Genomic DNA, 19,301 nt, shown 5'->3' with positions numbered 1-19,301 from the left:
CGGCTGCTCAGGTGAGCACCGGACCGGTCAGTGGCCGGTGAGCTTGTCCTTGACGTCGTCGATCTTGCCCTTGACGGCGTCAGCGGCGTCGGTGGCCTTCTGCTTCAGGTCGGCATCGGCCTGGTCGCCCTTGCCCTCCGCCTTCAGATCGTCGTCACCTGCGACACTTCCGGCAGCTTCCTTGCCGCGACCCTTCAGATCCTCGGCCTTGTTCTTGGCGTCATCAGCGAGACCCATGGTGAACTCCCTCGGTCGTTCTTCGGTGCGAGCGTCGGCGACGCCCTTGCCCTCCACAGTGTCACCGTGGCGCACCGAGTCCCACCGGATGCGGCTATCTCAACCCGATCGTTGTCCGCGGAAGAATTGGGTAACGAGTTCGACACAATCTGCTTCGCGGACGCCCCCGACGACTTCCGGCCGGTGGGTGGCCCGTCTGTCCCGGACGAGGTCCCACTGGGAGCCGACGGCACCCGTCTTGGGCTCCCACGCACCGAAGACGACGCGTGCGACACGCGCGGCGACGATCGCACCTGCGCACATCACGCACGGTTCGAGGGTCACGACGAGTGTGCAGCCCTCCAGTCGCCAGCCGTCGCCGTGGACGCGGGCCGCTGCGCGGAGGGCGCTGATCTCCGCATGCGCTGTCGGGTCGCCGTCACGTTCGCGGGTGTTGCCCGCGCGCGCCAGCTCGGTTCCGTCGGGCCCGAAGACCACAGCACCGACCGGCACGTCCGCAGGTCCCGACGATCGCGCTGCGTCGATCGCGGTTCCCATGGCGGCGGCCATGACGTTCGGACCACGACCGAGGCCCATGGCCTGATCAGTGACCGAGGCGGTCGAGCACGGCGGAGAGTTCGTCGGCGAAACCGAGACGGGCGGCGATCATCCCGATCTGCTCGTCGGCGTAGAGGTCGGTGTCGCCCACGATCACGCTCATCACCGATTCGGGCAGTCCGAGGTCGGACAGGACACCGAGGTCGCCCTCTTCCCACGGGTCGACGTCGTCGAGATCGTCGGAGTCGATGTCGGGAACGTCGATGTTGAGTGCGTCGAGGACATCGGCGGCGATGTCGTAATCGATCGCCGCGGTCGCGTCCGACAGCAGCAACCGGGATCGCGACGGTGCCGGGCGGATTACGACGAAGAACTCGTCGTCGACGTCGAGCAGACCGAAAACGGCACCCGCACTACGCATGTCACGCAGACGCTTCTCGGCGTCCTCGAGGCCGGTCAGCGTGCTGGAGTCCATGGCCGTCACCGACCACTTGCCCTCCTCGCGCACCACCGCGACGGCGAAACCGTCGAGGTCGTCGCTGTCCGCTGCCGCCATGTGCGACACCGTAGTCCTCTGCCGTGAGTTCACCCAACTCCCGATCGGCCGGGATCTGCTGCACACGGCGCCGTGTGCGACGCTGACCGCGTGACCACGTGGCCGACCGCAGACCGCCCCACCGCACCCGTCTGCGTGCTGGGGCTCGGGCTGATCGGTGGATCGCTGGTGCGTGCCCTCGACCGGGCCGGACGCCGGTGTCTCGGGTGGAATCGCTCGTCGGCGACCGTCGCGGCGGCGACCGCGGCCGGCCATGACGCCGACACCGACCTCGAGTCCGTCCTGGGCCGGGCGGCCCGGGAGAACGCGCTGATCGTGGTGGCGACCCCCACGCCCGTCGTCGGGGAGATCCTCGCCCGCGTCGCCGAGTACGCCCCCGACTGCCCTCTCACCGACGTGGTGAGCGTCAAGGAGGCCGTCGCCGAGGCGGTGGCCGCCCAGGGCCTGTCGGCGCGGTGGGTCGGCGGGCATCCGATGGCGGGGACGTCACAGTCCGGCTGGGACGCCACCGACCCGGACCTCTTCGTCGACGCCCCGTGGGTGGTCTGCACCGACGACCATTCCGATCCGGCCACGTGGGCCGCGGTCGCCGACGTCGCGCTGGCGGTGGGTGCCCGGGTGATTCCGGTGGCCACCGAGGACCACGACCCGCTCGTCGCGGCGATATCCCACGTCCCGCACCTCACCGCGGCGGTCACCGCGGCGATCGGTGCCGCTCCCGGCGACCTGGCCCTGCGCCTCGCAGCGGGTAGCTTCCGGGACGGCACCCGCGTGGCCGGGACCGCCGTCGACACGCAGCGGGCGATGATCGAGGCGAACGGCCCCGCCGTCCTCACGCTGCTGTCCGAGGCGATCGACCGGCTCACCGCGGCCCGCGACGAGCTGCGCGACTCCGGCACCGTGCACACCCTCGTCGAGGACGGTCACCGTGCCCGGCGTCGCTGGGAGGAGACGCGGGCGCGCGACCCCCAGCCGATCACCGACGTCACCGTCGGGGCTGCGGGCTGGGCGGCGGAACTCCGCCGCCAGTCACATCTCGGCCGGGTGTGGACCGGCGACGCCGATCACACCCTGCGCGACAGCCCGGGGTAGTCGACGACGAAGCCCGTCGAGTCGGTCGTGAGGGTGACGTCACCGACCGGTGACTGCACCGCCACCGACGACCCGTCCGACGAGTACCGGGTGGTCACGGGCTCGACGGTGCCCTCCGGGAGGCGGAGGTAGACCAGCGGCACGTCGACCGGCTCCGACGGTGTGCGGTGCAGGTCGAGGCGACGGATGGGCAGCGTGTTGAACAGCGGGCTCAGCACCAGGTCGACGTCCTGCGCGCCGCCGAAGTCGCCGCGCTCGGTGCCCTGTGCGGACTGGATGAGCCACGTGCTCTCGCCGTCACGACTGATCGAGACGTGCGACTCCCCCGACTCCCGGATCATGTGGACGGCGAGGCGGCGTGTCACGCCGGCGTCGTCGGTGACCAGGTCGTAGTTGGCGCCGAAGGCGGGGTGTGCGTCGGTCGCGGCCGCGATGATCTGGCCGTACGCCTTCACCCGCAGGCCCGAGACCTGTACCCGCGCCTGCTCCAGGCGCGTCACCTCTGTACCGCTCCAGGTGAGAACGGTTTTCAGGTCGTCAGAGGCTGCTGGTTTCGCCTGTGGACTGTTCACCCGACCACGGTAAGCGACCGCCCGGCTCGACGGGGAATCGATCGTCCGATCCGTCGTCGCTCGCCGGGGCCGGCACGGTGAACTCGGTGAGGAGTCCCTCGTACCGCTTGGGCAGGGGTGGCGCGAACTCGCCGAGTTTGCCGGTCGCCAGACCCATGGTCACCAGCGACTGCACCGTCAGTGTCGCGGCGCACACACCGTCGACGACGGGCACCCCGAGTTCGGCCGTCAGGTCGGCGCACATCGCCGCCATACCCGCGCAGCCGAGGACGATCGCGTCGGACTCGTCCTGGGCGATCGCCATCCGGCAGGCATCTGCGATCCGGCGGTAGGCCGCGGGGTCGGTGTCGAGGTCGAGCACGGGGATCTCGCACGCGTGGATGCCGCGGCAGACCCGGCTCATCCCGTAGTGCGCGGCGAGGTCGGCGGCGCGCCCGCTGGTGCGACCCAGCGTCGTGACGACGCTGAACCCGCGCCCCAGGAAGCTCGCGGCGTGCATGGCGGCCTCGGCGATGCCGACGACGGGTCCCGCCGCCAGCTCCCGTGCCGCGTCGAGCCCGGGGTCCCCGAAACAGGACACGACATACCCGTCGAGGCCGCGGCGCTCCCCGTCGGCGATCGCCGCGAGGAGACCGGGAACCGCGAGCGCCTCGTCGTAGTGGCTCTCGATCGACACCGGGCCCATGGTCGCGGTGATGCCCTCGACCTCGGTGCCGGGCGCGACGACCGAGCGGGCGGCCGCCGCCGCGACGTCGGTCATCGCGACCGTGGTGTTCGGGTTGACGACTCCGATGCGCATGGTCCTCATGCTGCCGAGGCGGCGGCGTACTCGCGCCGGCGGGCCGTCGAGAGCGCCATGTAGACGGCCCCACCCACGGCGACACCGATGAACCAGGAGTACTGCGCCGCGCCGGCCATCCCCCAGATGTTCCAGCCGAACGGATGCGCCTTGGTGATCACGGGGATGACGGCGACGAGCGCTCCGACGAGGGTCGCGATGACGGCGGCGGGGTTGACGCCCTTGGAGTACCAGTACGGCTTGTCCTCCTCCATGGAGAAGAGGGCGTCGACGTCGACGCGCTGCTTGCGCACCACGTAGTAGTCGACGATCAGCACACCGAACAGCGGTCCGATGAACGCCCCGAGGGTCTCCAGCGTGTAGTGGATGACGTCGGGGTTGTTGTACAGGTTCCACGGGGTGATGAGCACCGAACCGACCGCCGCGATCATGCCGCCGGCACGCCAGCTGATGCGCTGCGGGTCGACGTGGGAGAAGTCGAACGCGGGCGAGACGAAGTTCGCGACGATGTTGATGCCGATCGTCGCGACGATGAAGGTCAGCAGACCCAGGACGACCGCGAACACGCTGTCCATCTGGGCGACCGTCTCCACCGGGTCGGTGATGAGCTTGCCGTAGACCGGGAGGGTCGCCGACGCCGTGATGACGGTCAGCAGCGAGAAGAACAGGAAGTTGATCGGCAGGCCGAGGAAGTTGCCGACCCGCACCGATCGCATCGTCGTCGCGTACCGCGAGAAGTCGCCGAAGTTGAGCATCGGGCCGGAGAAGTAGGAGACGACGAGCGCGATCGCACCGAGCATCACCGGCAGCGCCGACCAGCCGGAGTACTCGACGGACCCGAGGTTCAGGCTGATGTTCGACCAGCCGGCCTTCGTGACGAGGTACACCGCGAGCACCAACATGACGAGATAGACGGCGGGACCGCAGAAGTCGATGAACTTGCGGATGGCCTCCATGCCACGCCAGAACACCAGTGCCTGCAGGACCCACATGATCGCGAACGCACCCCAGCCGAGGGTCGACAGGCCCAGGAACCCGTGCTGATCGACGTCGGCCCACGGTGCGAGGGACGGCCACAGCTTGAGCCCGAGCACGACGAACGCGTTCGACGCGAGGTAGGTCTGAATCCCGTACCAGGCCACCGCGATCAGACCGCGGATGACGGCCGGGACGTTCGCACCCAGGACGCCGAACGCCGCGCGACAGATGACCGGATAGGGCACCCCTGCTGCCTGCGACGGCTTGGCGACGAGGTTCGCGAAGATGTTCACGATGATGATGCCCGCGATCAGCGCGACGAGCACCTGCCAGCTGGTGAGCCCGAGCGCGAAGAGGCTTCCGGCGGTGACGTATCCACCCACGCTGTGCACGTCGGACATCCAGAACGCGAAGATGTTGTACCCCGACCAGGTCTGGGGAACCAGGGGCTTGAGGTCGTCGTTGGTGAGACGGGCGTGGTAGCCCAGTTCCGCGGTGGAGACCGCCGGAGGCGGCGCGGCAGGTGTCGTCGTCATGCGAGGAAAATATTCGCCTACTGTTTCCGCCCCGTTGCCCTGAAGATATATCTTCACCGGCCCTGCGGAGAAGGAGATCCAGCCATGGCCTGTCGCCTCAGCGAACTCGTCCTGGAATGCCGAGACCCGCAGGTCCTGGCCCGTTTCTGGTGTGATGTCCTCGGCTACGTGATGCTCGACGAACCCGGCGACGGGTCGATCGAGATCGGTCCGGAAGTGGGGTTCGGCGGTCTGGCGCCGACGATCATCCTCAGCCCCCACCCCTCGCCGGAGCGCGCGAAACCGCGCCTGCACCTCGACGTCAACGCCACCGACCGCGACCAGGACGCGGAGCTGGAACGACTCCTGGCCCTGGGTGCTCGGAAGGCCGACGTCGGACAGACCGGCGACGAGTCCTGGCACGTCCTCGCCGATCCGGAGGGCAACGAGTTCTGCCTTCTCCGCGCTCGTCTGGCTCCGCTCTGACGTCTCGCCACCGCACACGCCGATGTCCGATTTCCACATCCTCGGACGACCCGGTGGTCATACTGGCCACGACATGAGCTCAGGACGCGGGTTTCGACAACGGCACGCTCTTGGCGGCGATCGACCCACCCCACCCCGGCTGGATCCGTCGGAGGTCCCCGACGACGCTGTGCGCCATGCCGTGTCGGTCACGCCGGATCGGATCGCGGCGATCCGCGCGCTCCGGGAGGCGCATCCGGGCCTCGGACTCCGAGACGCCGCCGTCCTCGTCGACGCGCACCGCTGACGCGTCAGGCGTCTCCCTGCGACTGCGCGATGGCGGCGCGGAGTCGGTCGTTGTGATGGGAGGTCGCCGCGGTGAGGGACTCCGCGTCGCGGGCGAGGAAGGCGCGCAGCATCTCACTGTGGTCGAGGTGCAACGCGACGCGTTCGCCGACCGGCAACTGCCACATCGGTCGACCCGGTTCGGTGATGTTCCACGTCGACTCCAGCACGTGCAGCAGCCGGTGCATGCGGCACGGTGTCACGAGCGCGAGGTGGAAGGCGCGACTCTCGTGGTGATACCCGGTGACGTCGTCCGCGAGCACCGCGCGATCGAGGGCTGCGTATGCCGCCTGCGCGCGCTCGTCGTCGTCGACCGTCGCCGACGGGAGGGCGACGCCGTGCGCGGCGGTCTCGAGCGCCCCACGCACCAGGTACAGCTCGACGAGTTCGGCGGCGGTCAGCCGTGCGATGGAGTAGCCGCCGTTCGCACGGTGATCGACGATCCCCTCCCCGACCAGCGTCTTCAACGCCTCCCGGACAGGGATGCGGCTGACGCCGAAGTGCGCGGCGACGGTGTCGACGGGGATGGGGGTCCCGGGCGGCGCGACTCCGTCGAGGATGACCGTGCGCAGGGCGTCGAGGATCGCGGCCTGCGACGACCCGCCCTCGGTGCGGGGCAGCGCGGCGACGAGGCGCTCCTGCGGTGGTCCCAGCATCGGGTCATCATCCCGCCGGGGCGGTGTCCCCGCTCGCTGTCGGCGGATGTGTCGTGCGCCAGTGGCGTGCGATGTCGACGCGGCGGGTGACCCAGACACCCTCGTGCGCGGCGACGTGATCGCAGAAGCGCTCCAGCGCCGCGGTTCTGGCCGGCCGGCCGGCGATCCGGCAGTGCAGCCCCACCGACAGCATCTTCGGCGCGCCCGCCTCACCCTCGGCGTACAGGACGTCGAACGCGTCGCGGAGATGGGCGAAGAACTGCTCACCGCTCGGGAATCCCCCGGCCGACGCGTATCGCATGTCGTTGGTGTCGAGGGTGTACGGCACGACGAGGTGGTCCTGCGCGCCGGCGGCCGTCTCCACCCGGGTCCAGTAGGGGAGGTCGTCGGCGTAGGAGTCGGAGTCGTACTCGAACCCACCGTGCTCGACGACCAGCCGTCGGGTGTTCGGGGAGTCGCGACCCGTGTACCACCCGACCGGCGCCGAACCGGTGAGGTCGGTGAGCATCTCGACGGCCGCGGCCATGTCGGCGCGCTCGGTCTCCTCGTCGACCAACTGGTAGCTCTTCCACCAGAGCCCGTGGCTCGCGATCTCGTGACCCAGCTCGGTGAACGCGGCGACCGCCTCGGGGTTGCGGTGCATCGCCCGGGCGACGGCGAAGATCGTCAGCGGCCACCCGCGCCGCTCGAAGACCCGCAGCACGCGCCACAACCCGGCGCGGGAACCGTACTCGTAGAGCGACTCCATCGACATGTGCCGGTTCGGGAACGCCTGCGCGCCGATCATCTCCGACAGGAACGTCTCCGAGGCGGGGTCACCGTGCAGCGGGTTGTTCTCCGCACCCTCCTCGTAGTTCAGGACGAACTGCAGTGCGATCCGCGCCCCACCCGGCCATCGCGGATCGGGCGGTGTGGGGCCGTACCCGACCATGTCCCGGGGGTAGTCGCTCACCATGCCAGCTCCGCACGCCCGGCCTCGGTCAGCGAGCCCCACACCCGCACCCGGGCCATCCCGCCGTCGGGGAACGCGTCGACCCGGATGTCGGTCACGGGATCCGCGCCGTCGACGACGAAACGGTGGCGGGTGTCGGGGTGGAGGTCGGTGCGGGGCAGCAGTTCCACCCAGTCGCCGCTCCCCGACCGGCCGCGGACCAGCGCGGCACCCGGCGCGTTGCCGAGGAAGTACGACGTGTCCAGTTCGATCAGGCGCGGCACACCCTCTGCCGCGAGGGCGATCTCGACCCAGTCGTTGCCGTCGTCACGACGGCGCGCGGTCTCCCATCCGTCGCCCATCGATCGTGCGACGCCGGGCAGGAGCATGTTCTGCGGAGAGCTGTAGAACATGTTCGAGCAGTCGGTCACCCGGCCGCCGTTCTCGATGGCGGCCAGGTCCACCGGTCCGGCGTCGAGGAAGCGGGGGTCGGGACGTGCGATGCCGTGGATCCGCAGTCGGGCGACGCCGCCGTCCGGGTGCATCGTCAGCTTGACGTGGGTGACCCGATCGCCGGGGTCGACGGTGAACTCGTTCTCCGAGTCCCCGGTGACCGGCGAGATGGGCACCAGCGGTGACCATTCCGCTGCCCGCAGCTCGTCGACCGACGGGTGCCCGGGCACCGTGGCGGACTCCACGGAGATCTCCGGCGGGTAGTTCCCGCGGAACCAGGCTGTGTCGACGACGACGCCGTGCACCACGCCGGGCGCACCGAGTCGGACGATCGCCTCGTCGACACCGGGCGACCGTCGACGACGGGTCTCCCACCCGTCGTAGACCTGCCCCTTGTGCCCGAACGTGGACGGCGAGTAGGTCGCCGGGCCCGGCGTGATGAGGTTCTCGCGCTCGGCGAAGAACTCGTCGTTGGCCCACACGACGGCACCACCGAGGGTGCGCAGGGCGAGGTCGGGCAGGGTGCGGAACGGGGCAGCCGTGGTCTGATCGGTCATGATGGGCCCGAGTATCGCAGCAGCCCCCGCAGCGTCGACACGGTGCAGCTCGGCACGTGCGCGACGATCTCGTCCTCGGTGAGTGCGCCGCAGTCGACTCCCCGCAGCACCACCGCCGCCAGCGCCTCGGCGGTGGCGGGCTCGTCGACGATCGCCCCACCGAGACGGCCGAGGTAGGACTCGAGACGACGCGCCGCGGGCGGCAACGCAGCGCGGTAGAAGGCGACGGTCGCCGCCCATCGGGTGACGAGGTGGCCGGGGTGCATGTCCCACCCCTGGTAGATCCCACGCTGCATGGACCGCATCACGAGTCGGAAATGTCGTGAGAGGGCGGCGATCACGACGTCGGCATCACCCTCCGGCATCACCTGTGTCGACCCGTCGGACACCCACACCCCGGTCTGCGCCGCCGCTGCGGTCATCACGTCCTTCGCGTGGTCGGCGACGGGATGGTCCAGCGACTGGTGGCGGGCGGCGATCCCGACCGCGGCGCTGTAGTCGTAGGTGCCGTAGTGCAGCCCGCTGCACCGGCCCTGCGCCGCGGCGATGGCCCGGGCGAGGGTGGCCGTCCCGTCGTGTCCGACGACGGCCTGCGGGCTCTCGATCTGCAGCTCGAACCGCAGACTCCCCTCGGAGAGCCCGTGCGCGCGTTCGAGTTCGTCGCACAGGGCGACGACACCGTCGACCTGACGCACCGATCGGAGCTTGGGAACGGTGAACACGAACCCGTCGGGGACACCCCCGGCCCCGTCCAACACCAGTTCCAGGGTCCGGATCCCACGGCCGCGTTCGGCCGCGCCGAGGCCCTTGGCACGGACGCCGAAGGAGAACGGTCCGGCGGGATCGTCGGCCCAGGCGCGCAACGTCTCCCCCGCGCGAATGGCGTCGGCGTCCTCGACCTCGTCGCCGCGGTCACCGTAGCCGTCCTCGAAGTCGATGCGGAGGTCCTGGATCGGTCGCTCGGCGAGGATGGTGTCGACCTGACCGACGTCGACGGCGGCGTCGAGTCCGGCGACGATCGTGGTGTGGTCGGTGAGCAGCGATCGCGCCGCGACCCCCCACGCATGGGGCGTCTGCGGCGACGCCCGGTCGGCGGTGACGTAGGCGGTGTGCACCGGCTGTCCCGTTCGCCGATCACCCGGATAGTGGCGATCGAGTTCCGCGTCGGCCTCGGCCAGGATCGCGTCCACCCGCGCGAGTGCGGCGGTGTCCATTCGTGCATGCACCATGACTGGTGATCGTGTCAGAGGCGTCGATCGCCTCAGGCGGGGCCCGCCGCCGCGTCGAGCGTCGGTGTCGGGCGCAGTCGACCGGTGCCGGGTGCCGCCACCCACACGAATCCCGCGATGATCGCGTCGAGGACGAGAGCGAGCAGGGTGACGAGGATCGATCCGGCGATCATCGGTGCGTAGTCGTAGGTGGCGAGGCCGTCGAAGATGGGTCGACCCAGCCCGCCGAGACCCGCGTACGCCGCGATCGCAGCGGTCGCGACGATCTGGAGCGTGGCGTTGCGGAGGCCGCCGAGGATGAGCGGCAACGCATTCGGCAGCTCCACGCGCAGCAGGATCTGCCACTCCCGCATGCCCATCGCCCGTGACGCGTCGACGACCACACGGTCGACGTTGGCCACCCCGGAGTACGCACCGGCCAGCAGCGGGGGGATGCCCAGCAGGATCAGCGCGATGAGCGTGGGTGTGAGGCCGAGACCCATCCAGAGCACGAACAGCAGCAGCAGGCCCAGTGTCGGCAGCGACCGAACCACGTTGACGAGTCCGACGACGACGATCTCACCCCGCCCCGTGTGCCCGACGACGAGACCGAGCGGCACCGCGACCACCGCGGCGACGGCCACCGCGATCACGGTGTACTGCAGGTGCTGTCCGATGAGCAGCCCCAGCCCGTCGACGTCCTGTGTGCCGGTCCAGTTCGACCCGGTCGTCAGATACGACCATGTCTGGCTCGCGATCCCGCTCATGCGCCTGCTCCTCGTGCGGCGATCTGCCGGCCCAGTCGACGGAACCGTCGCGAGGACGGCGCGGAGGACGCCCGTGTCCAGGGTGTGGCGGCGCGCCCGAGCAGCACGAGGATCACGTCGATGACGAGCGCCAGCACCACCGTCGCGATGATCCCGGCGATGATCTCGCCGGTGTAGTTCCGGCTGTACCCCTCGGTGAAGAGCTTGCCCAGTCCGCCGAACCCGATGACCGACCCCACCGACACCAGCGAGATGTTGGTGACCGAGACGACGCGGACCGACGCGACCAGCACCGGGATCGCAAGCGGCAGTTGCACTCTCAGCACGCGCTCCCACGGTTTGTAGCCGACCGCGGTCGCTGCGTCGAGGGATGCGGCGGGTACCGCGTCGAGCGCCTCGGGCACCGATCGCACCAGCAGCGCGGTCGCGTAGAGGGCCAACGCGACGATCACGTTGAGGTCGGAGAGGATGCGCGTGTCGATGAGCGACGGCATCACGATGAACAGCGCGATCGAGGGGATCGTGAAGACGATCGAGCCGACCACCACGGTGATGCGACGCGCCACCGCGGACCGGTGGACGGCGAGGCCGAGCGGGATCGCGATGACCAACGCGACGGCGATGGGGATCAGCGCGAGCTTGAGATGCTCACCGACCAGTCCCCAGACCTTGTCGAAGTGGTTCAGCAGGTAGTTCACGACGTGCGCTCACGCTCGATCACCGACAGCACACCCGCCGCGCGCAGACCGCCGGTCACCACACCGCCGTCGTCCACGACGACCCCGATACCCGACGGCGAGGACAGCGCGGCGTCGAGTGCCTGTCGGGCGGTACCGCCCTCGACGAACAACGACCCTCCGGCCGAACAACTCTCGTACAGAGCCGCTCCGCCGCGATGGGCGGTGACGCCGCCGGCGTCGACCCATCCGAACGGCCGCCGGTCCCCGTCGAGCACGAGACGCCAGTCGTCGTCGCCGAGACGCAGGTCGTCGATCTCGGTCTCGGTGATCGGCACCAGGGGTTCGAGCGGGATCTCCTGACCGGAGGTGAACTGCAGCAGGCGATATCCGCGGTCGCGTCCGACGAATCCGGCGACGAAGTCGTCCGCGGGGGCGGCGAGGAGCCGTTCGGGTGTGTCGTACTGGTGCAGTCTGCCACCGGATCCGAAGATCGCGATGCGGTCGGCGAGTTTGACCGCCTCGTCGATGTCGTGGGTGACGAAGACGATCGTCTTGCGCAGTTCCCCCTGCAGACGCAGCATCTCGTTCTGCAGGTCCTCGCGGACCACGGGGTCGACGGCGGAGAAGGGTTCGTCCATCAGCAGGATCGCCGGGTCGGCGGCGAGAGCCCGTGCCACACCGACACGTTGCTGCTGCCCGCCCGAGAGCTGCGCGGGGTAGCGGGTCGCCAGCGACGCGTCCAGGCCGACGCGGTCGAGCAGCTCCATGGCCGCGTTCCGTGCCGCCTTGCGCCGGACACCCTGCAGCACGGGCACGGTCGCGACGTTGTCCACGATCCGCTGATGCGGCATGAGGCCCGCGCTCTGGATGACGTACCCGATCCCGCGCCGCAGCGTCACCGGGTCGACCCCGCTGACGTCGTCGCCGTCGACCCGCACCACACCGCTGGTCGGCGTGATCATCTTGTTGATCATCCGCATCGACGTCGTCTTGCCGCACCCGGACGGCCCGACGAACGCGGTGAAGGAGCCCGCCTCGATGGTCAGGTCGAGGGAGTCGACGGCGGTGGTCCCGTCGGGGTAGGTCTTGGTCACCGACTCGAAGGTGATCATCGCGTTCCGATCTTCTCGTTCAGGTTCCACTTGTCGACCCACTCCGACGCCGCCTGTTCGACCTCGAGCTTGCGGGGTCCGGAGACCGCGTAGTTCAGGTCCCGCAGCTCGGTCACGGTGAGCTTGGCCGACACGGCGTTCAGCACCGCGAGCAGCCGCGGGGTCGCCTTCGACTTCGCGATGAGCGGGACGACGTTGTTGGCGGGGAAGTTGTTCTTCGGGTCCTCGAGGACGACGAGGTCGTCCGTCGTGATCGCCGGCGTGGTCGTGTAGATGTCCGCGGCCGTGACGCGACCCGAGGTCAGCTCGTTGATCGTCGCCTGACCGCCGGAGTCGTTGTTCGGGCGGAACTCGACGCGCAGGCCGTAGTTCTTCTCGAGGCCCGGCAGTCCGACGGAACGCGTCGCGAACTCGCTGTTGGCCATGAACGTCACCGTCTGCCGCTTCGACAGCTCGGCGAGGTCGCCGATGGTGCGCAGGCGGTACCGCTCGGCGGTGCTCGAGGTGACGGTCACCGAGTCGGAGTCCGATCCCGGCGCGGGTTCACCGATGGCGAGGTCGGGACCGAGCGCCTCGGGCATCGCCGCCTCGATACCCGGGAGGTCGGTGATGGTCGAGATCTGTTCCGCGCGTTCGGACGAGATCGCCGGGTTGGTCGACGCCAGGTAGTAGAGCAGGTTGCCGATGAAGTCCGGGGTGAGATCGATGTCGCCGGCCTTCAGCGCGGGGACGTACCGCTCACGGGTACCGGAGTTCAGCTGATCGTCGACGTCGAAATCGTTGGCTTTCAGCGCGTCGATGTAGATCTGGCCGATGATCTGGGCCTCGAGGACCCCGCCGGAGCCCACGACGATGTGGTTCGGGTCGGGATCACGGGAGCCGGCCCGGTCCAGCGGGTCGAAACACCCCGCGAGGAGCACGGCGACGGCGGCCACCGTCACGGCGAGGACGATTCGACCGCGGCGCGGACGGCCAGGGAGCAGACGCACCCGATCCATACAACACCACCGAACGCCCGCCCGTGCGCCTTACGGTCGCCGAGGGCCGATCGGAGTCAGCGAACCAGTGCCGTGACCACCACGTACGGCGAGTCGAACGCGACCGTCCCGTCGGTACCGGAGGTGGCGGTCAACGCGGCCTCGAACGCAGTCAGGAGCCGGTCGCGCTGCACCTCGTCGACCTGCGCGAAGGCGCCGACGTGCAGGGGCGACTCGCGCGTGATGAAGTGCAGTGCCGTGTCGACGGAGTCGAAACGCCATGTGTGCACACGGTGGTCGACCTCGACGGTGTGGAATCCGTCGGCCAGCCGGGCGTGGACGGTCTCGGCGTCACCCCAGGCGTCCGGACCGGGCTCGTCGCCGGACGGGGCACCGAGGACCTCGACGATCGGGTCGTAAAACGGGTTGTGCGCACCACGGGTCCAGGCGGTGAAACCGAGCGTCCCACCCGGACGCAGCAGCCGGACGATCTCGTCGAGCACGGCAGCCGACGCGAAGATGATCCCCATGCTGGAGACGACGACGTCGGCGCTGCTGTCGGGGAGCCCCGTCGCGACGGCGTCGGCGACGACCCAGTCGATCGCGTCGGGCGATGCGCCTCGCGCGATGTCGACGAGTTCGGGGGTGATGTCCACACCGGTCACACGGGCACCGAGCCGGACGGCTGCCCGCGCGACCGACCCTGTGCCGCAGGCGAGGTCGACGACATCGCACCCGGCGAGCGGACGCTGATCCCCGACACGAGCGACGAGTTCGTCGGCGATGGGCGCGATCATCGTCGCGACCGACTCGTATCGACCTCGCGCCCACGGCGCCTGTTGGGACATGGGGCTCAGCCTAGTGGCGTGACCGATCCGGGCGGGTGCTTCTCTGCCTCCCTGTGGTTCTCGTCGGGTGTCGCGGGATCGAGCGGCGGGTTCAGGCGGGCGAACCCCTCCTGACGGAAGTAGGGGAAGTGGGGGTACGGCGCCTCCACACGCGACGCGGCGTCGAGTCGCGTCACCTGGTCGACCGACAGCGACCATCCCACGGCGCCGAGGTTCTCGCGCAGCTGCACCTCGTCCCGGGCCCCGATGATCACGCTCGCCACGGTGCGGCGTCGCGAGACCCAGTTCAGCGCCACCTGCGCGACGGTCCGCCCGGTCTCCTCGGCGATCTCGTCGAGCACGTCGACGACGGCGAAGAGACGCTCGTCGGGGACAGGCGGACCTGCGTCGGCTGTGGTGTGCAGCCGGCTGGTCGTCGGCAACTCGGCGCCGCGCCGGATCCGACCGGTCAGCCGACCCCACCCCAGCGGGCTCCACACGATCGCACCGACACCCTCGCTGACGCCCAGGGGCATCAGATCCCATTCGTAGTCACGGCCCACGAGCGAGTAGTAGACCTGATGTGCGACAGGGCGTGTCGAGCTCCGTCGGTCGGCGACCGCGGCCATCTTCATCACCTGCCACCCGGCGAAGTTGGACACCCCGACGTAGCGGATCTTGCCCGCACGGACCAGGTCGTCGAGGGTGTCGACGACCTCCTCCATCGGGGTCTGCGCGTCGAACGCGTGGAGCTGGAACAGGTCGATGCGATCCGTCTGCAGTCGCGTCAACGCCGCCTCGACGGCCCGGATGAGGTGGGTGCGCGAGGTCCCGTGATCGGCGGGCCCGTCGCCGATCGGCAACGCCGCCTTGGTCGACAGGACGACCTGGTCTCGACGACCGCGCAGAGCCGCACCGAGCACCTCCTCCGACGCACCCGCGGAGTAGACGTCGGCCGTGTCGAACAACGTCACCCCCGCCTCCAGGCACACGTCGACGAGGCTGCGGGCCGCATCCACGTCCGTGTCGCCCCATGCCGAGAAGAACTCACCCCGTCCGCCGAATGTCGCGGCCCCGAACCCGAACTCCGAGACGATCAGCCCCGATTCGCCCACTCGCCTGTATTCCACGACCATCTCCTTAACGGGACTGCGGTTCCTTTTAAAACTATCACGGCCCGCCTGCTATCGGAACTGTGGTTCCGTCAGGGCCGGGCTCGTATCGTCTGCGTCCATGGATCCGTCCGCCACCGCCCCCATGTCCGGGGCCACCGCCACCCGGCCCGGCGGACGGACCGCGGCAGTCCGGGCGGCAGTGCTCTCGGCCACCGAGGACGCGCTCATCGCATCGGGTTTCGCGCACCTCGATCTCCCCGCGATCGCCGCGCGAGCAGGTGTGGGCAAGACGACGATCTACCGCCGATGGGGCACTGCCCAGGCGCTCGTGTCAGACCTCCTGACGGACATGGCTGCGCAATCGGTCGACGCCACCGCGTCCGGATCCCTCGACGACGACCTCCGGGCCAACGCGGACCTCTTGGTGCGCACGCTCACCGACCCCCGACAGGGCCCGCTCTTCGCCGCCCTGATCGCCGCATCGACCCACGACGACGACACGAAACGCGCTCTCGCCGGGTTCTACGACACCCGCGTCCGTGAATGGACCCGGCCCGTGCGTGACGCCATCGACCGCGGCGACATCCCCGCCGCCACCGATCCCGTCGAGGTGGTGCGGCACATCTCGGCGCCGCTGTACTACCGCTTCATCACCTCGACGACGCCCCTGACGACGGCAGATGCGGACTCAGCGGTGCGCGCCACCCTCGCGGCCCTGCACGCGGGGGTCTTCACCACCGACGAGGGATGAACCCGCGTCAGACGGCGGCCGGAGCGGGCGCGTCGGAGACGGGCGTCTCGATGGGGATCCGCACCTCGAAGACGGTGTCGCCGGGTTCCGAGCGCACCGTGAGGCTGCCCTTGTGCTTCTTGACGACGATGCGCCAGGAGATGTCGAGACCGAGCCCGGTCCCCTCACCGACGGCCTTGGTGGTGAAGAACGGTTCGAAGATCCGGGTGCGCAGGTCCTCGGGCACACCGGGACCGGTGTCGGCGATCTCGACGATCGCGGCGTCGCCGTCGCGTCGGGTGCGCACGGTCAACGTGCCCGATCCACCCATCGCGGCGACGGCGTTGTCGATGAGGTTGGTCCACACCTGGTTCAACTCGGCCGCGTAGACGGGGATGGCGGGTAGCGCCGGGTCGTACTCACGCACGACGGTCACGCCGTCGCCGATCTTGCGGCCCAGCATCACCAGCGTCGAGTCCAGCAGTTCACGGAGATCGCTGCGCTGGTGCGGCGCGCGGTCCATCTGCGAGTACTGCCGGGCCGCGTCGACCAGCGTCGACACCCGCGTCGTGGAGTCGCCGATCTCGTTCATCAGCAGCTCGGTCTCGACGGTGTAGTCGAGCCATCGGATCGCGCTCTCCAGCAACGAGTCGTCGACGCGGGCGGACACCTTCTCGAGCCAGTCGACGTCGATCCCCGACGCGACGAACGGCGGGGCGAGTTCCCATCCGCGCGTCACCCCGTGGTCGTCGAGCCAGTCGGCGATGCCGTCCTCGCGGTCCGACGCCTCCAGCGGGGAGAGCGTCGGTGCCTTCGCGACCAGCTCGGCCGCCTCGTCCTGGAGTCGGATGAGGGTGGCGATCGCCTCGGCGTCGTACGTTCCCGACGCGATCACCTGCAGCTTCCGCCGCATGTGCGCCACGCGGTCCCGCAGCGCCGACGTGGCGCGCACGGCCGCGGCGGCGGGGTTGTTGAGCTCGTGGGTGAGGCCCGCCGACAGCGACCCGAGCGCGAGCAGACGCTCCCGCTGGTCGAGGATCTGACGGGAGTTCTGGTTGCCCCAGAACAGCCCCTCCAGCAGGTGCACGGCCATCGGGAACCACTCACGCACCAGTCGACCGAAGACGTCGGCGTCGAGGACGAAGAACCGCGACGGCACCAGGACCCGCATCGATCCCGGATACGTCTGCGAGGCACGCTCACCCAGATACGACTGCCAGGCACCGGCGTACACACCCTTCTGTGTGGTCCGGGAGATCTCGATGTCCTCGCCCGCCGACATCTTCGACAGCACCAGCTCGCCGGAGACGAGGACGTAGAAACAGGTCGCCGGTTCGCCCTCGGTGTAGACGGGCCCGGGTTCGACGACCTCGATCCGTCCCTGCCGGCACAACTCGTCCAGCTGGTCCTCCGCGAGGTGTTCGAAGAGGAACAGCTCCCGCAGTTCGGTCGGTGTGCACATCGTGTCGTCTGTCATGACTGCCCCAGGTAGCGGTGGACGAGCATCACGGCCATCGCCCCCTCGCCCACGGCGGAGGCGACGCGTTTGGCGGACTGCGAGCGGACGTCACCGGCGGCGAACACGCCGGGGACGGTGGTCTCGAGATGGTGCGGCATGCGGTCCAGCGACCACCCGCCGACCACCGCACCGTCGGACACCAGGTCCGGTCCGGTCGGGATGAAGCCGTGCGGATCGCGCGCGACCACCCCGTCGAGCCAGTCGGTGCGGGGTGCGGCGCCGATGAACAGGAAGAGGAACGCGCTGTCGACGGTCTCGTCCACGCCCGACGTCCGGTCGCGGAGGGTGATCGTCTCCAGATGGTCACCGCCGCCGACCCCGACGACCTCGGTGCAGGTGCGCACCGAGACGTTCGGGGTCTTCTCGATCTGCGCGATCAGGTAGTGCGACATCGACGCCTGCAGCGACGGGGCGCGGACCACGATCGTCACCGACCGTGCGCCGCGGGCCAGGTACAGGGCGGCCTGTCCCGCGCTGTTGGCGCCACCGACGATGTAGACGTCCTGCTCGCTGCACCGCGCGGCCTCGGTCACCGCCGACCCGTAGTAGACGCCGCGGCCGGTCAGTTCGTCGAGGCCGTTCGCGTCGTGCCGGCGATAGGAGACGCCGGTCGCGAGGATGACGGTGTGGGCGTGGATGGTGCTGTCGTCGTCGAAGCGCACGGTGCGGGCGGATCCGTTGACCTCGAGGGCCACCACGTCACGGGTGGTGATGAGTTCGGCTCCGAACCGGATCGCCTGTCGCCGAGCACGATCGGCGAGCTGGGCGCCGGAGACACCGTCGGGGAAACCGAGGTAGTTCTCGATGCGAGAGCTCTGGCCGGCCTGTCCACCGGTGGCGGTCCGTTCGACGAGCACGGTGCGCAGCCCCTCGCTGGCGCCGTACAACGCCGAGCCGAGTCCGGCCGGGCCGCCGCCGACGACCACGAGGTCGTAGAACTCGCCCGTCGGGTTCGTCTGCAGGCCCAGGTGTTCGGCGAGCGCGGTGTCGGTCGGCTCCTGCAGGACCGACCCGTCCGAACACACCACCACCGGCAGCCGCGCGGTCTCGTCGAGACCCGCTGCCGCCAACAGGCGCACACCCTCCGGCTCGTCGGACATGAACCAGCGGTAGGAGAGCTGGTTGCGCGCGAGGAACTCTCGCATCGCCGAACTGCGCGGGTCCCAGCGGTGACCGACGATCCGGGTGTCGTCGGCCCGGGCGCGGTCGTCGGCGCGCCAGGTCTCCAGGAGCGCGTCGACGACGGGGTAGAGCTTCTCCTCCGGTGGATCCCACGGCTTGAGGAGGTAGTGGTCGAGGTCGACGACGTTGATCGCGTCGATGGCCGCGCCGGTGTCCGCGTAGGCGGTGAGCAGGACCCGCCGCGCCGACGGGACGAGATCCATCGCCCGCTCGAGGAACTCGATGCCGGTCATCAGCGGCATCCGGTAGTCGGCGAGGATCACCGCGACGTCGTCGCCGCGCAGGGTGAGCTCACGGAGGGTGTCCAGCGCGGCCTCCGGGGACTCGGCGCGCACGATGCGGTACGTCTCGCCGTAGCGACGGCGCAGGTCTCGGGCGACGGCCCGGGACACGGATGGGTCGTCGTCGACGGTGAGGATGGCGGGTTTGCTCCCTGGTGGCACGAATCACCATCCTCCGCTCGTCGAGCACGGTCTGCCACACCCGCGGGT

The 19,301-nt window shown here is 69.7% G+C and carries 22 protein-coding genes; 3 read left to right on the top strand and 19 right to left on the bottom strand.

Annotation, left to right across the window (positions count from 1 at the left end; all coding sequences use genetic code 11):
- Positions 1–27: 27 nt before the first annotated feature.
- From ACXVUM_RS09205 to ACXVUM_RS09195, 3 genes are all read right to left on the bottom strand, one after another.
- A complete protein-coding gene (locus ACXVUM_RS09205) occupies positions 28–237 on the bottom strand; it encodes a CsbD family protein (RefSeq protein ID WP_458521512.1) in 210 nt (69 codons plus the stop codon).
- 99 nt (positions 238–336) lie between these two features.
- Positions 337–786, bottom strand: a complete 450-nt coding sequence (locus tag ACXVUM_RS09200; RefSeq protein WP_458521511.1) for a nucleoside deaminase — start codon at positions 784–786, stop codon at positions 337–339.
- A gap of 34 nt (positions 787–820) precedes the next feature.
- Positions 821–1,330, bottom strand: coding sequence for a tRNA adenosine deaminase-associated protein (locus ACXVUM_RS09195; RefSeq protein ID WP_458521510.1), 510 nt, complete (start codon positions 1,328–1,330; stop codon positions 821–823).
- 90 nt (positions 1,331–1,420) lie between these two features.
- On the opposite strand from ACXVUM_RS09195, the gene ACXVUM_RS09190 reads away from it, so the two are divergent.
- Complete coding sequence (locus ACXVUM_RS09190; RefSeq protein ID WP_458521509.1) at positions 1,421–2,422, top strand: prephenate dehydrogenase; 1,002 nt, start codon at positions 1,421–1,423, stop codon at positions 2,420–2,422.
- Here ACXVUM_RS09190 and ACXVUM_RS09185 read toward each other — a convergent pair.
- From ACXVUM_RS09185 to ACXVUM_RS09175, 3 genes are read right to left on the bottom strand one after another with little or no spacing between them, the layout of a single operon-like run.
- Positions 2,395–2,922, bottom strand: a complete 528-nt coding sequence (locus tag ACXVUM_RS09185) for a putative glycolipid-binding domain-containing protein (RefSeq protein WP_458521508.1) — start codon at positions 2,920–2,922, stop codon at positions 2,395–2,397. The genes ACXVUM_RS09190 and ACXVUM_RS09185 overlap by 28 nt on opposite strands.
- Before the next feature lie 37 nt (positions 2,923–2,959).
- The gene (locus tag ACXVUM_RS09180; RefSeq protein WP_458521507.1) at positions 2,960–3,793 is read right to left on the bottom strand and encodes an aspartate/glutamate racemase family protein; all 834 of its coding nucleotides are present in this window, start codon (positions 3,791–3,793) and stop codon (positions 2,960–2,962) included.
- A gap of 5 nt (positions 3,794–3,798) precedes the next feature.
- Positions 3,799–5,307 carry an NCS1 family nucleobase:cation symporter-1 gene (locus ACXVUM_RS09175; protein WP_458521506.1) on the bottom strand — a complete coding sequence of 503 codons (1,509 nt, stop codon included), beginning with the start codon at positions 5,305–5,307 and terminating at the stop codon, positions 3,799–3,801.
- 84 nt (positions 5,308–5,391) lie between these two features.
- Between ACXVUM_RS09175 and ACXVUM_RS09170 the strand changes: the two genes are divergently transcribed.
- Positions 5,392–5,772 carry a VOC family protein gene (locus tag ACXVUM_RS09170; RefSeq protein WP_458521505.1) on the top strand — a complete coding sequence of 127 codons (381 nt, stop codon included), beginning with the start codon at positions 5,392–5,394 and terminating at the stop codon, positions 5,770–5,772.
- Positions 5,773–5,851: 79 nt separating this feature from the next.
- On the opposite strand, the gene ACXVUM_RS09165 is transcribed toward ACXVUM_RS09170, so the two are convergent.
- From ACXVUM_RS09165 to ACXVUM_RS09115, 11 genes are all read right to left on the bottom strand, one after another.
- Positions 5,852–6,052: a hypothetical protein gene (locus tag ACXVUM_RS09165; RefSeq protein ID WP_458521504.1), complete on the bottom strand. Its 201-nt coding sequence runs from the start codon at positions 6,050–6,052 to the stop codon at positions 5,852–5,854.
- 10 nt (positions 6,053–6,062) lie between these two features.
- Positions 6,063–6,752 (bottom strand): GntR family transcriptional regulator, encoded by a 690-nt coding sequence (locus ACXVUM_RS09160; protein WP_458521503.1) that lies wholly within the window; start codon positions 6,750–6,752, stop codon positions 6,063–6,065.
- A gap of 7 nt (positions 6,753–6,759) precedes the next feature.
- The gene (puuE, locus tag ACXVUM_RS09155) at positions 6,760–7,707 is read right to left on the bottom strand and encodes an allantoinase PuuE (RefSeq protein WP_458521502.1); all 948 of its coding nucleotides are present in this window, start codon (positions 7,705–7,707) and stop codon (positions 6,760–6,762) included.
- Positions 7,701–8,693, bottom strand: coding sequence for an allantoicase (gene alc / locus ACXVUM_RS09150; protein ID WP_458521501.1), 993 nt, complete (start codon positions 8,691–8,693; stop codon positions 7,701–7,703). The genes puuE and alc overlap by 7 nt, the downstream gene beginning before the upstream one ends.
- Complete coding sequence (locus tag ACXVUM_RS09145) at positions 8,690–9,922, bottom strand: DUF6986 family protein (RefSeq protein WP_458521500.1); 1,233 nt, start codon at positions 9,920–9,922, stop codon at positions 8,690–8,692. Before ACXVUM_RS09145 ends, alc begins: the two co-directional genes overlap by 4 nt.
- A gap of 32 nt (positions 9,923–9,954) precedes the next feature.
- The gene (locus ACXVUM_RS09140) at positions 9,955–10,668 is read right to left on the bottom strand and encodes an ABC transporter permease (RefSeq protein ID WP_458521499.1); all 714 of its coding nucleotides are present in this window, start codon (positions 10,666–10,668) and stop codon (positions 9,955–9,957) included.
- Entirely contained in the window at positions 10,665–11,366 is a 702-nt protein-coding gene (locus ACXVUM_RS09135) for an ABC transporter permease (protein WP_458521498.1), read from the bottom strand. Before ACXVUM_RS09135 ends, ACXVUM_RS09140 begins: the two co-directional genes overlap by 4 nt.
- Entirely contained in the window at positions 11,363–12,460 is a 1,098-nt protein-coding gene (locus tag ACXVUM_RS09130) for an ABC transporter ATP-binding protein (protein ID WP_458521497.1), read from the bottom strand. Before ACXVUM_RS09130 ends, ACXVUM_RS09135 begins: the two co-directional genes overlap by 4 nt.
- A complete protein-coding gene (locus ACXVUM_RS09125) occupies positions 12,457–13,449 on the bottom strand; it encodes an ABC transporter substrate-binding protein (protein WP_458521496.1) in 993 nt (330 codons plus the stop codon). The genes ACXVUM_RS09130 and ACXVUM_RS09125 overlap by 4 nt, the downstream gene beginning before the upstream one ends.
- 65 nt (positions 13,450–13,514) lie before the next feature.
- Positions 13,515–14,285, bottom strand: a complete 771-nt coding sequence (locus ACXVUM_RS09120) for a class I SAM-dependent methyltransferase (RefSeq protein WP_458521495.1) — start codon at positions 14,283–14,285, stop codon at positions 13,515–13,517.
- A 5-nt stretch (positions 14,286–14,290) separates the two neighbouring features.
- Complete coding sequence (locus ACXVUM_RS09115) at positions 14,291–15,394, bottom strand: aldo/keto reductase (RefSeq protein ID WP_458521494.1); 1,104 nt, start codon at positions 15,392–15,394, stop codon at positions 14,291–14,293.
- Positions 15,395–15,497: 103 nt separating this feature from the next.
- Between ACXVUM_RS09115 and ACXVUM_RS09110 the strand changes: the two genes are divergently transcribed.
- The gene (locus ACXVUM_RS09110) at positions 15,498–16,130 is read left to right on the top strand and encodes a TetR/AcrR family transcriptional regulator C-terminal ligand-binding domain-containing protein (RefSeq protein ID WP_458521493.1); all 633 of its coding nucleotides are present in this window, start codon (positions 15,498–15,500) and stop codon (positions 16,128–16,130) included.
- 7 nt (positions 16,131–16,137) lie between these two features.
- Here ACXVUM_RS09110 and ACXVUM_RS09105 read toward each other — a convergent pair whose 3' ends face one another.
- Both ACXVUM_RS09105 and ACXVUM_RS09100 read right to left on the bottom strand, forming a co-directional pair.
- Entirely contained in the window at positions 16,138–17,586 is a 1,449-nt protein-coding gene (locus ACXVUM_RS09105) for an ATP-binding protein (protein WP_458521492.1), read from the bottom strand.
- Positions 17,583–19,253, bottom strand: coding sequence for an FAD-dependent oxidoreductase (locus ACXVUM_RS09100; protein ID WP_458521491.1), 1,671 nt, complete (start codon positions 19,251–19,253; stop codon positions 17,583–17,585). The genes ACXVUM_RS09105 and ACXVUM_RS09100 overlap by 4 nt, the downstream gene beginning before the upstream one ends.
- Between the last annotated feature and the right edge of the window lie 48 nt (positions 19,254–19,301).

The sequence above is a fragment of the Williamsia sp. SKLECPSW1 genome (assembly GCF_054332755.1).
This window is presented reverse-complemented; position numbering and strand designations above follow the sequence as displayed.